Annotated in this window: 13 protein-coding genes; 11 read left to right on the top strand and 2 right to left on the bottom strand. The window is 32.1% G+C overall.

The window, feature by feature from the left end; translation table 11 throughout:
* The first annotated feature begins 339 nt into the window (after positions 1 to 339).
* Together ACWPW7_RS19780 and ACWPW7_RS19775 are read left to right on the top strand one after the other, a co-directional pair.
* Complete coding sequence (locus ACWPW7_RS19780) at positions 340 to 1,428, top strand: sulfate/molybdate ABC transporter ATP-binding protein (protein WP_454054925.1); 1,089 nt, start codon at positions 340 to 342, stop codon at positions 1,426 to 1,428.
* A 139-nt stretch (positions 1,429 to 1,567) separates the two neighbouring features.
* On the top strand, positions 1,568 to 2,734 hold the full coding sequence (locus tag ACWPW7_RS19775; RefSeq protein ID WP_454054924.1) for a M20 metallopeptidase family protein: 1,167 nt from the start codon (positions 1,568 to 1,570) through the stop codon (positions 2,732 to 2,734).
* A gap of 269 nt (positions 2,735 to 3,003) precedes the next feature.
* Here ACWPW7_RS19775 and ACWPW7_RS19770 read toward each other — a convergent pair whose 3' ends face one another.
* Positions 3,004 to 3,477 carry a pyridoxamine 5'-phosphate oxidase family protein gene (locus ACWPW7_RS19770; RefSeq protein ID WP_454054923.1) on the bottom strand — a complete coding sequence of 158 codons (474 nt, stop codon included), beginning with the start codon at positions 3,475 to 3,477 and terminating at the stop codon, positions 3,004 to 3,006.
* A 164-nt stretch (positions 3,478 to 3,641) separates the two neighbouring features.
* Between ACWPW7_RS19770 and pdxR the strand changes: the two genes are divergently transcribed.
* The 6 genes from pdxR to ACWPW7_RS19740 all read left to right on the top strand — a co-directional run bounded on the left by pdxR (position 3,642) and on the right by ACWPW7_RS19740 (position 11,033).
* Positions 3,642 to 5,054, top strand: a complete 1,413-nt coding sequence (gene pdxR / locus ACWPW7_RS19765; protein WP_454054922.1) for a MocR-like pyridoxine biosynthesis transcription factor PdxR — start codon at positions 3,642 to 3,644, stop codon at positions 5,052 to 5,054.
* A 335-nt stretch (positions 5,055 to 5,389) separates the two neighbouring features.
* Positions 5,390 to 6,172, top strand: a complete 783-nt coding sequence (locus tag ACWPW7_RS19760) for an ABC transporter ATP-binding protein (RefSeq protein WP_454054921.1) — start codon at positions 5,390 to 5,392, stop codon at positions 6,170 to 6,172.
* A complete protein-coding gene (locus tag ACWPW7_RS19755) occupies positions 6,162 to 8,183 on the top strand; it encodes an FtsX-like permease family protein (RefSeq protein ID WP_454054920.1) in 2,022 nt (673 codons plus the stop codon). Before ACWPW7_RS19760 ends, ACWPW7_RS19755 begins: the two co-directional genes overlap by 11 nt.
* A 14-nt stretch (positions 8,184 to 8,197) precedes the next feature.
* A complete protein-coding gene (locus tag ACWPW7_RS19750; RefSeq protein ID WP_454054919.1) occupies positions 8,198 to 8,875 on the top strand; it encodes a response regulator transcription factor in 678 nt (225 codons plus the stop codon).
* Entirely contained in the window at positions 8,872 to 9,912 is a 1,041-nt protein-coding gene (locus tag ACWPW7_RS19745) for a sensor histidine kinase (RefSeq protein ID WP_454054918.1), read from the top strand. The genes ACWPW7_RS19750 and ACWPW7_RS19745 overlap by 4 nt, the downstream gene beginning before the upstream one ends.
* A gap of 599 nt (positions 9,913 to 10,511) precedes the next feature.
* Positions 10,512 to 11,033 carry a hypothetical protein gene (locus tag ACWPW7_RS19740; RefSeq protein ID WP_454054917.1) on the top strand — a complete coding sequence of 174 codons (522 nt, stop codon included), beginning with the start codon at positions 10,512 to 10,514 and terminating at the stop codon, positions 11,031 to 11,033.
* A gap of 346 nt (positions 11,034 to 11,379) precedes the next feature.
* On the opposite strand, the gene ACWPW7_RS19735 is transcribed toward ACWPW7_RS19740, so the two are convergent.
* Positions 11,380 to 12,318 carry a helix-turn-helix transcriptional regulator gene (locus ACWPW7_RS19735; RefSeq protein WP_454054916.1) on the bottom strand — a complete coding sequence of 313 codons (939 nt, stop codon included), beginning with the start codon at positions 12,316 to 12,318 and terminating at the stop codon, positions 11,380 to 11,382.
* Between the two features lie 118 nt (positions 12,319 to 12,436).
* Between ACWPW7_RS19735 and ACWPW7_RS19730 the strand changes: the two genes are divergently transcribed.
* From ACWPW7_RS19730 to ACWPW7_RS19720, 3 genes are all read left to right on the top strand, one after another.
* On the top strand, positions 12,437 to 12,886 hold the full coding sequence (locus tag ACWPW7_RS19730; protein ID WP_454054915.1) for a VOC family protein: 450 nt from the start codon (positions 12,437 to 12,439) through the stop codon (positions 12,884 to 12,886).
* A gap of 370 nt (positions 12,887 to 13,256) precedes the next feature.
* A complete protein-coding gene (locus ACWPW7_RS19725; RefSeq protein ID WP_454054914.1) occupies positions 13,257 to 14,000 on the top strand; it encodes a class I SAM-dependent methyltransferase in 744 nt (247 codons plus the stop codon).
* Between the two features lie 157 nt (positions 14,001 to 14,157).
* Positions 14,158 to 14,907: an aminoglycoside phosphotransferase family protein gene (locus tag ACWPW7_RS19720; protein WP_454054913.1), complete on the top strand. Its 750-nt coding sequence runs from the start codon at positions 14,158 to 14,160 to the stop codon at positions 14,905 to 14,907.
* Positions 14,908 to 14,997: the final 90 nt, after the last annotated feature.

Raw genomic sequence — 14,997 nt, 5'->3', positions numbered from 1 at the left:
CAATTAAGAATGAAAGACACGAATTATGGTTAAAACTTCACGTCTAAGATCTTTGAAGTTTTTTGAGAATAAATTTTATTTTAAGAAATTCACTAAGGGTGAATTTCATCCTAAATTTTTCATTATTAATTATTAATCCTTAATTTTTAAGGGATTAAACTGCTTTTATAGAAAATTTATTTTTCATGGTATATACTAAGTTTTCACATTGTATCTCTATATTAGATAAGGAGCGTAATCTATTATTTAAAACCAAGGAACCCAGTGAGAAAGAGAAGTACTTTCACGCTGAGTTCATGTTAAGTTATTTTGTTTTTAACTGATGCGGAGGGAGAAGTTATGTCATTACAAGTAAAGATAAAAAAGAAGTTAAAAGAATTTATGTTAGATATAGAGTTTGAAGCATCCCCAGGCTGTCTTGGAATTCTCGGAGCATCTGGCTGCGGTAAAAGTGTTACATTAAAATCAATTGCAGGAATTATTACACCAGATGAAGGAACAATTATATTAGATGGAAACTACCTCTATGATTCAAAGACAAAAGTAAATCTGCGTCCCCAGAAGAGAAGAGTTGGTTATCTATTTCAGAATTATGCTTTGTTTCCTAATATGACTGTAAGGGAGAATATTGGGGTAGGTCTCGCTACTTCAAAGTTATCTGCTGACAATAAGAATAATAAGATAAACCAATTAATTAGGCAATTTCATCTAGAAGGGTTAGAAAAAAGATATCCGGTAAATCTATCAGGTGGACAGCAGCAAAGGGTAGCATTAGCCAGAATTATAGCATATGAACCATCAGTAATCCTCTTAGATGAGCCATTCTCAGCAATGGATTCTTATTTGAGAGAAGAACTTCAAATTGAACTATCAAAACTTTTAAAAAGTTTTGATGGAATTGCAATTATGGTAACTCATGACAGAGATGAGGTATATAAATTAAGTAATGAACTTATGGTTATTGATTATGGAAGTATAATAGCTAAGGGCGAAACAAAAGGATTGTTTGAAAATCCTGTAAAACATCAAGTTGCAAAACTAACAGGATGCAAAAATTTTTCAAAGGCAGCAAAAACAGGAGAATATGAAGTGAGGGCATTAGATTGGGGAGTCACTTTAAAAACAGGCAAAAGAGTTCCAGATAATCTGTCTGGCGTTGGAATTAGAGCTCATGATTTTTATCCTATCACAATAGACGATGAAAAAAAGATTGGACAAAGTGTTAATAGAATAAAGGTAAATCCACTAAATGTGGTTGAGGCACCATTTGAATACAATATTATCTTTTCTAGCGGAGAATTAACCCATAGTTATGAATCAAGTAAGATATATTGGAAAAGAGAAAAAAAGATTGGTGAACATAATAATACTGAATTTTTACCTCAATATCTTGGTGTAGATGAGAATGATATTTTACTAATTGAATAAGAATAAAACAACTTTAAATATAATGATTAGGATATATTTTATGTTCCTGCATATTACATATCCAGCAAATTGATTTTGAGAAAAGGTAGGTACTTGTACTGTTTGGAAGTGATGAAAAATAATAATGGAGGGTGGAATAATGTTACATATAAGTGAATCAGAAGAAAATGAATTAAAAGATATTAAAAAATATTTACATCAGCATCCTGAAATTTCTATGAAAGAATATAAAACAACTAAGTTCTTAAAAGAAAAACTCATATCATTGGGAATTGAATTGCAGAATATGGGGATGGATACAGGAGTAGTAGGCATATTAAGAACGGGAAAATCAGGACCGGTGGTTGGACTACGTGCAGACATTGATGCAATCAAGTGTCATGAGATGGCTGATGTAAAAGATAAGTCTTTAACAGAAGGACTAATGCATGCTTGTGGTCATGATTTTCATACTACAGCACTATTAGGTGCTGCTAAAGTTTTGTCAAATATGAAAGGTGAATTAAGTGGTGATGTTGTATTTATCTTTCAGCCAGCAGAAGAAACTACATCAGGTGCCGCAGAGCTAATTAAGCATGGCTTGTTCGACAAGATAAAAATAGACTATATATTTGGACTTCATAATCGTCCTGAGATTGAAACTGGGAAAGTTGCTGTAAAAAAAGGAAGCTTAATGGCTGCAAAAGATAATTTCACAATTGTTCTTCGTGGAGTAGGAGGTCATGGAGGAATGCCTCACTTAACTATTGATCCAATTGTATGTGGAGCAAGTATTATCAATTCAGTTCAAACTATTGTAAGCCGCAATGTAGATCCATTGGATGCTGTAGTAGTATCAATTTGCTCCATCCATGGAGGTACGCCGGAGAATCTTATTGTAGATGAAATTGTTATGACAGGATCTATTCGTGCTTTATCCAATAAGGGAAGAGATACTGCAAAGGAGAGACTTGCAGCTATTATAGAAAATACTGCACTTTCTTATGAGTGTAAAGCAAGTCTAAGTTATGACGGAGATGTACCACTTCTTCATAATTCCGAAGAGATGTATCACCTTGCATGTGAAGCTGCGAAAAGAGCTATGGGGGAGGAAAGTGTAGTTGGCACTGACCCTTGTCTAGGTTCAGAGGATTTTGCTGTTTATTCAAAATATGTGCCAACTTTTTTTTATTGGCTAGGTGTAGGAAAAGACGAGGGAAGTGCACCTTGGCATAATGCTTATTTTGCTACAGATGATAATGCACTAAAATATGGAGCTTTATTATTAGTAGAAAGTGTAATTGTAGCACAGGAACAAAATAAGTAATTAACTTTCGAAAAGTCATGATATAGATATACCACTCCTAAATTTAAAATTCGCAGTTCACAATTCACAATTTTTAAGGAGTTAAGCCATTTTTGGGGGAAATTATTTTCTAGAGTATATTTTAAGGTTTCATATTGGATGCCTATATTACACATAGTCTTAAAACAAGCTAATAAAATTTATCCCGCAATAAAAAGCGGGATAAATTTTATTGGGAAAATCATATTTGGTTTTTATGGCAATTAGATAAAATAAGTTTGCTTTTTGCCCTATTTATGATATTTTCCTGTACACTCTACGATATCAATCTCAATCACAGCAGTCCCCTTAATCATGTTATCAGGAAGCGCTTTCCTAGCAAATTGTGGCGTGTATTTCTCAACCAACTTATTGAATACTTCACGTTTATAATCCAAGTCCTCAAGCAGCGAAGCGTTTCCAGCAATCACAACACTATTGTACTCCGCCTCAGTGTCACAGGCATTCTCGATATTGTCAGTCAAGAGACCAAACAATTCATCAACCTCAAAACATGCTTTGGAGTTACGATTTACATTATCGATTTTTTGTCCCTTTGGTAGGCCATGCATATAAATTTTATTATTGTAGTAAACAAAGTGCATGGCAACGACATATGGATAGCCATTCTCATTGATAGTAGCGAATCGTCCGGTATCCGCACGATGAAGTAGCTCGTCAATTTGCTCCGACGTTAATTGAAATTTCTTCATTCTATATTGCATAATTTCATTATCCTCCTTGTATTTTGAACTTGATCGTCATTCAAGAATAAATATGTACTTGATGTACAATCAAACATATTATATCCTATAAGTGTACCTGTTAAAAGATACACTTATACGATATAATATAGGATACACTTTGACATAAGGATGGTTATAATTATATGATTTATATTCAAGAAAATTCAGATGATCCAATATATCTTCAAATCTATCATCAGATCAAAAATGATATTGAACAAGGAGATATTACACATGGAGAAAGGCTTCCAGGTATTCGCACATTAGCCAAAACATTAGGTATTGCACGCAATACTGTTAGTCAGGCTTATACTCAGCTAGCTGTGGAGGGATATATTCAAGCAAGACATGGATCAGGTTTTTTTGTTCTAGACACTTCAAGTAAATTTACGGAGAGGAATTACGTGCCGCAGGATATAAATGCTTCATCTATTGAAAGAGCAGAACTGAAGCAACCTGTAAGTCTATATGATTTTCAGTATGGTGCATTTCCTTATGAGCAATTTCCTTTTAAGTTATGGCGAAAATACACCTCTCAAATTCTCTTATCATCGCAAAAAGAAGTATTTAATCAGTATCCAGATAATCAGGGTGATTTGTTGTTACGACAAGAAATCAGAAAACACCTGCATAGATCAAGAGGTATGGTTTGTTGTGAAGAACAAATTATCGTTGGCTGTGGACTACACTATTCATTAGATATTTTGTGTACTCTTCTGCGAAAAGAAAACAACACTATTGTTATGGAGGAGCCTGGCTATAATGGGGCAAGGGATGTATTTATCAATAATAATTATAATCTACATTTGCTCCCAGCCAGTAAAGAGGGGCTTAGCATCTCATCCATTTACCGTTCTGACGCATGTGCTGCCTATGTAACACCTTCACATCAATTTCCTTACGGAACCGTGATGCCAATTTCTCAGCGCAAGGAGCTACTTAATTGGGCAAATGCTAACGATGCATATATCATTGAGGATGATTATGACAGTGAGCTCAGATATGATGCCAATCCAGTGCCGGCGCTCCATTCCCTAGATACCAACGACCGTACTATCTATATTGGAACTTTTTCGAAGTCTCTTTCTCCTTCACTACGGATGAACTATATGGTGCTGCCAGTACAGCTGCTGACTATATATTGTAGTCTGTTCCGTTCCTATAATTCCCCCGTATCATGGTTGACACAACGTGTTTTAGCCGAATATATGATGGATGGAAATTATGAGCGCCATATTCGAAAAATGTGTATCACCTATAAAAGGCGTCATGATGTATTTGTACAGGAAGCAACAAAAATGTTTGGAAACAAAGTAATTCTACATGGTCGCGGAGCAGGGTTGCATTTCGTTTTGGAGTTTACAGATGGTGAAGAACAGGATTGGCTTATTAAACAGGCAGAAAAAGTCGGAGTCAAAGTATATTCTATGATTCCATTCTGGAATAACAGGAATGATTGTCCACGAAATATTATATTTGCAGGATATAGCTTACTGAGTGAACAACAGATACGAGAAGGTATTGTATTGCTAAAATCCGCATGGTTCAGTGCATAACATAATGAAAATTGAATAGTGAAATTTCGGAAGACATGCTAGGTAAAATAAATATCCCAGACAATGGATTTATTATAATAAGAACTAATTATGATTATCTTCTTAAATATGAAATTTAAGAAGGTAACAGGATCAGATAATTAACTTAATAAATGAGATATCCCTCTCATTACAAACCTTACAACAACTGTAAGTGTTAATTGGTGAATTTTTATTATATAGTATTTGTATGAAAAGATGATAGTGTAAAACATGCTTTAAAAATTGAACCTAAAAAATAAATTGAATAGAATTTTAAACTTTACACTAACCTAAAAGTACAGGGAGGAGATATTATGAAAGCTTCAGATAAATTGCTTCGAGTTGAAGAAGTATATAAAATATATGGTAAGGGGCAAAGTGAAACTATTGCATTAAAAGGAATTACTTTTGATGTGTTTCCAGGAGAATTTCTTGGAATAATGGGGGCAAGCGGGTCAGGCAAGACCACATTACTTAATTGTATTGCAACAATGATTAAACCGACATCTGGACAGATTTTATTGGAGGAACAGAATATTTCCTCATTTAGAGGATCGCAATTAGCAAAATATAGAGGAAGTAAAATTGGATATTTATTTCAAGAATTTGAGTTATTAGATAATTTAACTGCTAGAGAAAATATTATTTTGCCGTTATCCATACATGGAGAGAATTCCAAAAAGAATGAGGAACAACTTCAAAAATTAGCGAAGCAGTTTGATATTGAGGATGTATTAAATAAATTTCCATCTCAAATGTCAGGAGGCCAAAAGCAGAGGGTTGCAGCAGCAAGATCGCTGATCTCAAATCCAAGCATTGTATTAGCAGATGAGCCAACCGGCGCCTTGGATACAAAAAATGCAAAAAGCTTGATGGAAAAACTATCTTCCATCAATCAGATAGATGGGACTACGATTTTGATGGTTACTCACGATGCCAATGCAGCAAGTTTTTGTTCTAGAATCTTATTTATTCAAGATGGTGTAATTTTTCATGAGCTTCGAAAGAAAGTGCCAGGAGAAACCCAGAATTCGTTCTATGAACGTATCTTAACCGTTATGGCACAGTTGGGAGGAGGCAGTGCTAATGTTCTTTGATTTCGTCAAACGAAATAGTAGTAAAACACGAAAAGAAAATGGAGTTTATTTTGCCTCACTGGTTATTTCTATTGTTGCTTTTTATGTCATCCTTTCTCTTGGAGAACAGGATGTTATGATATATCTAAAGACCATTGAGAGTGATGCTGTAGCTAGGCTTTTATTAATGATTTCTATGCTATATGTGGTCTCATTATTTTTCGTATTTTTCTTAGTTTATTTTGCTAACAGATACCAGTTGCAGCGTCGCAGTCATGAATTTGGAATTTATTTAATGATGGGAATGAAAAGTAGCAGATTGTTCGCAATGATTATGGGAGAAACATTATGGAATGGGTTAATAGCTTTGCTTATTGGAATTCCAATTTCCTTATTTTTAACGGAGATAATTAGTCTTACAACTTCTAGACTTATTGGAATGGGCATCATTGGTCATCAGTTTCATATTTCATGGACTGGTCTAGGATTAACTGTACTTGGTTTTATTATGGTGCAATTATTAGCTATGTTTATTCTTAGCTTTATGATGAGCAAAAAGGAACCAGTAGATTTACTCAATGAACAGAAAGAAAAATCACAAAGAATTCTTTCACCTGCATGGGGATGGATTAGTTTGATACTTGGAGTAGTTTTGCTATGTGCAGCTTATATATTAGCAATTTTATATTTGCATACTCTTGATGCTCTTATGTTTGCATTAATATTGTTCGTTGGTATCAGTGGAACTTTTATGCTATTTCGCGGATTGGGAAGTTTCATTGGACGATGGATAAGACGTAAAAGTAGTTCGTCTACCGGATTATTTACATTTACAGGAAGACAGCTTCAAGAGAATGTTTTACATCAATCGAGTTCTCTTGCTATATCGTCACTTTTAATTCTTTTGGCGATGGTTTGTTTTGCTTTTGGTATTTCTACAATTTTAATTCGAGGTGGAGCATCAGCCAGAACCGCAGATTTTACTTTTGAAGGATCAGAAAAAGAAATTGTTTCTGTACTGACATCTGATAAATTGGAACCTTATATAAAGGATTATTATCCTATGAAACTTGGCAATTTGAGAACAGAAAGTTTTTCTTGGGCAGGATTAGAAGAAGCAGTTTCAAAAGAAGAAAATTCACAGGAAAAAGAATATCTATTAAGGGATTTGTCTTATCAAGATAGCCCATATTTAATTACTGTTTCTAGTTATAATAAGGTACTTGAGTCTATGAATAAATCTCCTATTGTACTAGGAGATAATGAAGCTGCAGTATATTCTAGTAGTGAGTTTCCATTTTCTCATGGTATGTTAAGTAAAGTATTAGAAACTAACCCAACAATTTATATAGATGAAAAACCATATAAATTAACATCAACACTATATACAAGCAATCTTGTTGCAGATCGAGCCATCACTATTTCCTATGGATTGATTGTTACCGATGATATGTACAATGTGTTGATTGGAAATTCTAAAGAATCAACACTTTTTAATATGGTTCTAGATCCTGATTTTGTTAGCGAAAAAGGATTAATGCAAGCCATGTATGAAGTAGATAATTTACTTAATACATCTGGATTAAACTATGAAAGCTATCTTGCAAGTATGGGAAGACAGATATTTTATATAGTTGCAGGCAGCTATACCACACTTTATTTAGGTGTGATGTTCCTTATTATTGCAAACACGGTGTTAGGATTGAAGTTCCTTATGCAGCAAAGAAGCACAAGACATAGATATTCTACCTTATCTATGTTAGGAGCAAGTGTTAAATCTCTGTGTTCATCAGCTAGGATACAAATATGGTGGTATTTTGGTTTGGTGATTGCTGTAGCGTTGATTAGCTCAATTTTTGGAGTTTGGTCAATGATAGATGCTTTTATAGTTATTCCAAAAGAATCAAACAGCAGCAGTATTATTTTACTGGCAGGAATTGCACTTATTATCTTTATTGCTTTTGAGCTTTGCTATATATGGATGATTCAGAGAAATAGTGATGAAGAGATAAAGAAATTAAAAGAGATTTGATAGGAGGCTGAAGCTTGGAAAAAATAGTTATTGTTGAGGATGATATTTTCCTACGTGATGAGTTACAGAATATATTAGAGAAAGAGGGATACTCTGTAGAGTGTATCTCTTCTTTCGATACTGCTTTGGAAGACATTATTTTAGCATCTCCTTCACTAATTATATTAGATTTGAATTTACCCAAGCTTTCTGGATTTGATATTTGCCGGGCACTTAAGGCTAGAGGAATAGGTCCTGTTTTGGTACTGACTTCACGTAATCAACTTCGTGATGAGCTGCATGCATTAGAGTTAGGTGCAGATGATTACTTAACAAAGCCCTGTCATCCTAAACGTCTAATTGCTAGAATTCAAAAGTTGATTCATCTCTATGCAAATATGCGGATTCTGTTAGATGTTGGTGATTTTCAGTTAGATGAGAATACAAATGTATTATATTCTGGAGAAAATTCTATTTCATTATCGGAGAATGAAGGAATTATTATGAAAGCCTTGATGAAAGCTGCTCCTTCAGTAGTAAAAAAAGAGGAGCTTTTTAGCTTACTATGGGGAAGTAGCGAGTATGTTGATGAGAACATATTACAAGTAAATATGACCAGATTACGTAAGACACTTGAAACAGTTGGATTATCTAATAGAATCAAGACAATCAGAGGAATTGGGTATCAGCTAAAAGGAGGTAATTGTGAATGAAACCAAGAGATTGGACTAATATTTTAAAGGAATCAGCTTCTTGGATATTACTTCTTTGCATAAGTGATAGTTTTTTCATTTTTGTGGCTTGGTTAGCATATCCAGAAACATTTGCTCTTTTAGTTGGTATTATGGTTATTTTTTCTGCAATTAGTATTATTTTTGGGATATTACTTGTCTTCAAAAAACAGAAAAAACAGCACAAAGCCTTCTATGATTTCCTTCATGAACCTTCGTTGGATCATGAATGTTTATTTATAGAATTCATTGGTGAATCTCATAAGGAAGAAGTCAACTATCTAGCTAATAAGCTGAGGATACAAAATGATCAATTAGATGATGCAAAACTGAAATTCATAGACTATGAAGAGTTTATTGAAAGCTGGGTTCATGAGATAAAGAGACCTATTTTTTTAGAAGCATTAGTTTTGGAAAATCGCAGAGAAGAAATGTCAAAGTTGGTGTATCAAAGGCTTGAGCATGCAAGAATTAATATCAGTGATAATGTTGAACAAATACTATTTTATGCAAGATTACAGTCATCCCATGTTGACTATCTTTTGGAGAGAGTCTCATTAAATCTGTGTTTTGAAGATGTACTGCTGGAACTTCAAACATTACTTGAAGAAAAAAAAGTTCAGGTTGTTTCTCAGATTGAAGATGTACCAATTTTATCGGATAAAAAGACACTTCAGTTTATTTTTACGCAAATATTAATTAATGCAGTAAAATACTCCAATGAAGAAATTGAGAGCTTTATATGGATAAAAACTGGCTTTGACAGTGTAAAAAATAGGTATTATTTTAGAATCTCCGATAATGGTATTGGAGTATTAAGTTCTGATCTTCCTTTTATTTTTGATAAAGGGTTTACAGGAGATAATTCTAGTCAAAGCAAGTCTAGTGGAATAGGATTGTATCTTGTAAAGAAATTATGCGATGAATTGCAGATTGAAATTGAAGTTGAGTCTGAGTATGGGAAGGGTTTTGCAATCCAATTACTATTTCCGATAATTGAGAACACGTCTAAGCAGTGAGGAGAAACTATAGGCATCCAATATGAAAACTTAAAATATACTCTGGAAAATAATTTTTCTAGAAAATAGCTTAAACCCTTAGTAATTAAGGATTAACAATTAATAATGAAGAGTTTAGGAAAAATTCACTAGAGGTGAATTTCTTAAAATAAAACTTATTTTTAAAAAAAACTCCAAAGGCCTTAGTGGTGGAGTTTTAACCATAATTTTTCATTTTTCATTCTTAATTTTTAATTCATAGAAAAGAATTTTTGTTATGGAAATTAAAATCATGTATAAATTAAATTTTTATTGTGCAACCCTATAATACAATCTCACGTAAAACAGTTATATTAGTATACAGTCTATAATGATAAATGTTATTCAATTTAATAAGTGCAAAGTAACTTGAGTTAAATAAAACTTCAGATACTGCAACGATACCATATGATTAGTCTTTTGGTTCTCTAATAACTTTACATATAGATTGAACAAAAGTTGAGCTAATCCAGTATCATTAATCAACTCTTTTTTGTTTGTGCCTAATAATCTTATTAGTTGCTTTATTATTACAGTTATTATACATTATATAAGTAATTGTTATTATTAGGAGGTATTGTATGTATTTTGTAAATGTTCGTTATAAAATTTATGAGTGGAGTACACGTGCAACGATTTTAAGTGTGTTAGGAGCAATTTTAAAAGGAGTTTGTTGGATTTGCATAGGTTCAATTGTTATGCTATTATTTGGAATTTTTACAGCTACAAATCCAACTTACATAGAGGAGCTTAAAGTTATTATTCCAGTAGCTTTAGTTACAGGAATAATTTTAGCAACGATAGGTGGATTGATACAAAAGAAAGCTGAAAAAATAAGTTTTTTTGATTTTGAAAATAAAGTGAAAAATGATTTTGAATTTGCTAAAAAAATGGCAAAGAAAAATTCAGAAAGTAAAGAGTGGTACATGAGCCAAAATGCCGAATATGCAGAATACGTATTATCTGGACGAGCTGATTTAGATACAAATGAAGATAATATTAATGTGGCTAAAAAGGTAAATGTAGGACGTCTGGTATTAGCTACAATAATGGCTATAATTTTTATTTTTGGTGGTATGTATTTATTAGGTTCATTTAGTTAAAATAAATAATAATATTAAGGATTCACACTTTTGTGGGTTCTTTTTAAGCTGTGACCAGTGTAAGAGTAATCTTATAGGTGAAAGTTCTTAATACGACCTAGTAGTGGTAAGTGTATAGCTTAAGACAAGGGTGTTCATCGTGAGGTGAAATCTTAGGAAAGTTAGCGTCAAATCTTTGGTCTTACGAATAGGAATCACATATAAGGCGATATTTATAGGTAAGGCTGCTTAACAAACTAAAACACAATATTAGAAGGATTATTATAATAGGATACTTATTTCTCCATGTTCTTCAATATTATAAAGAAATAAGCATGCTTCACAGTATTGTGATCTGCATGCTTATTTATAATTTTTGATAATGATTTAATAAATTTTCTATTTTTTCTTGAATAAGGTGCTTTAGGGCTTCAGGTTTTACTGATGTAATAGAATTACCATACCTAATAAAATAATTAGCAATAAATTCTTCTTCACCTAAGTTATAGAACCCCTTTATAAGTGTCTTAGTTCCACTTTCTATTTTCATCGATGGATAATTCTCTTTATAAAAAATATCCTTTGCTTGTTCTAAAATTTCTACTTCAAACTCAATATTTTTTTCAGAACGATAAAGGTCTAATGAACGATGGATAAGTTCTTCTACAGAAAATTGTGATTTATCATTATGAAATTCTAACAAAGTTATTCTATCACATCTGAAAACTTTATGTTTATTTGTATTTAGATCTATTCCAGTAGCATACCACTGTCCAAATTTAGCAGAAATTTTAAAAAACTGAATATGATAACTTACTTGTTTATTATTTTTTAAGTAGTGAATTTTACAACTAATTTCATTAAGAATACTTTGTAGAATTTTATCTAAAAACTGGCTAGCATTATTGTGCCGATATGCTTCAAATTGCAATACTTTTTTCATTTGATGAATCTGTTTTATTTGTTCTTTAGAAAGGCAATTTTCGAATTTTTCATTTAGTTTATTAACGCTTAAATAAAATGGCGTAGATTGATAAGACTCTAACGTCAACATTGCAAAATATAAAGCATACACTTCATCAAGAGTAAAGATAATAGGTGATAATAGCCTGTTTTTTAAAATACCATATCTTCCATGTCTACCATACTCTGAAAAAATAGGCATACCTAACTGTTCTAATGAACTAATATCACGCAAAGCTGTACTTTTTGAAATATTATATTTATCCATTAAGTCACTCAAATTAAAGAACTCTAGACCATTTAAGTATTGTATCATGTCATTTAATCTTTCTGATTTTTTCATACAATCCTCCTTTTAAAAGGTGTCATATTTTGATACCTTTACATATTATAATAAATTTAAGGGGATATATCAATTAAATATATGCCTAAAAATTATTATACAAAAGGAGATTGATACTATGAGTACAACACTAGAAATTGCTATTTTTCTTTCAATGAACGGAAAAGCACAAGAAGCCATAAGTTTCTATAAAAAACATTTCAATGCAAAGGAATTATTGCTGGTTACATACGAAGATATGGCAAAAAGAGATAGCACGATTCAGATTACTGATGAAAATAAAAATTATATCTCTCACTCTATCTTATCAATTGGAAAAACTAAAGTAATGATTGCAGAAGATACAATGGATACTAATGAAAGATATAAAGTTGGTAATAACACATCATTATGTATTCAAAGTGCTGACTTAAACGAAATTGAGCATTTTTATAATAGCTTAATTACAGATAACAGAGTTAGAATCATTGTGCCATTATCCAGTAATGTGTTTAGTAAAGCATACGGGATTATTGAAGACCCTTTTGGTATTCAAATTCAATTAATGTTCGATAATAGATTAAAATAAAAAAATCAGCATGCTTGAATGCTGAAACTTTATTTCACATTCAAATACAATGACATACTCTCACAAAAAAATTGAGAAATTTTTTACCATATTTTCTAGCAATGAGTACTTGCTGATACCCAAGGTAAGCACTTACTAAGAAATGTTTATTTAAAAGGGATAGAAGCTAATAATAAAACCTCAGTTAAAATACTGAGGTTTTATTATTAGCCAATTTTAATGAATAACATGAAAATATATGGCAAGATTAAATGCTTTATCATTGAAATAAATCGCTTTAAAATATACAATAAAAATATTATTTACATTATTATTTTCTTGAGTATTAGTTAAGTACATTTAATCTTTAATTTAATTGGAGGAGAGTATTATGATAAAGCACAATAATCTTGAAGAATATCGAGATCCGATTAATTATGATCTTGAGTTTGGTGGTGAAATTGATAAATATAATTTTTATCTTGAACTTGCTAAGCTGACTCACGGGGAAGTTTTAGAACTTGCATGTGGCACGGGGTTAACAATGATACATTTAGCGAAATGTGGAATTAAAGTTTCAGGCGTTGACATTACAGCAGAGATGCTTGAATATGGGAGAATTAAAGCAGAGGGGTTGCCTGTGACTTTTATTGAAGGTGATGCTAGAACTTTTGAATGCAAAAAGCGTTTTTCTATGATATATCTAACAGGAAATGCATTCCAAGCATTTTTGAGTGATGAAGATCAAAATTCTTTACTTAAAACGGTTTATAAGCATTTAGAACCAAATGGTATATTTGCATTTGAAACACGTAATCCTATGGGAACTGATTTAACAAACCAAGAGGAAACAAGTTGGGGACAATTTATAGATAAGGACGGAATATCAGTTCAAGTATCTGGAACTCAATATTATGATGAAAAAAATCATATAATGCATTGGGCGACTTTCCGTGATTGGGGATTTAAGAAAACCACTTCTCGAATTGCCTGTCGTTTTACTAATAATGATACTCTTAAATCAATATTAAATAACAATGGTTTTAATATTGAAAGCCAATATTCAGATTGGGATAAAACTCCATTCTTACCTTTAGCTCCTAGCATTATTAGCGTCTGTAGAAAGTCAGAATAACTCTTTAAAGTTGTGGAGTTTATAGGATACATGTATAAGTTTATTATGTAGAAAATTCAAAATAAAAAGATTATAATACTAGACCTATTAATAAAAGACTATGAAGAATCATTACTTCAAAATATCATTATAAAAAATGTAGATGGAGGTTTTTCATATGGGATTGCATAAACTAATTGCAGAAGGAAATACAGCAAAATTATATCAATGGGAAGATAAGGCAGTTAAATTATTTCATAAAGGGGCAGCTGAAGGTGAAGCCTATTATGAAGCAGCAAAGCAAGAGTATGCATACAATTGCGGGTTAACAGTTCCAAAGGTCTATGATGTTACATTAATTAATGGAAGGCAAGCAATTGTTATGGAATATATTGAGGGAGAATCTCTTGGTAGTCTAATTTATAAGGATATGAAACAAGCAGAATATTATATGGGACTAGCAATCGAAACACAGATGAAAATTCATGCAGTGCCCACTGAAAAATTTCAGCCAATGTCAGAAAAGCTTACGGAAAAAATAAATGCTGCTATAGGACCAAGTCATATGACTAAACAAAGGCTGTTAGATAAAATGAATAAAATATCCTATGGAAATAATCTCTGTCATGGTGATTGTCATATATTTAATCTTATGAAGACAAAAGATGATATTGTAATAATTGATTGGGTTGACTCATCCTGTGGTAATATAGCTGCTGATGTGTATCGTTCCTATCTTTTATATTTGCAATTTTCTGTGGATTTAGCTGAATTATATCTCCATCTTTATTGTGAAAAGAGCCATCTAAACAAAGAACAAATATTTTTATGGGCGCCTATTTTGGCTTGTGCAAGACTTTCTGAAAATGTTTCTGATGATAAAGTTAAGCAGCTACTTGAAATAGTTAATCAATATAGTGCTGAGTGAAGGAGTATGAAGAAAAAAGATTTCTTTCGGTAAAAATCTAATTGCTCAATTCCTCTATTCGTTAATCTCATATAATAGAAATCGAGTTGC

This window comes from Clostridium sp. Marseille-Q7071 (assembly GCF_965112025.1).
Note: the sequence above shows the minus strand (reverse complement) of the source record. Positions and strands in the feature narration are given on the sequence as shown.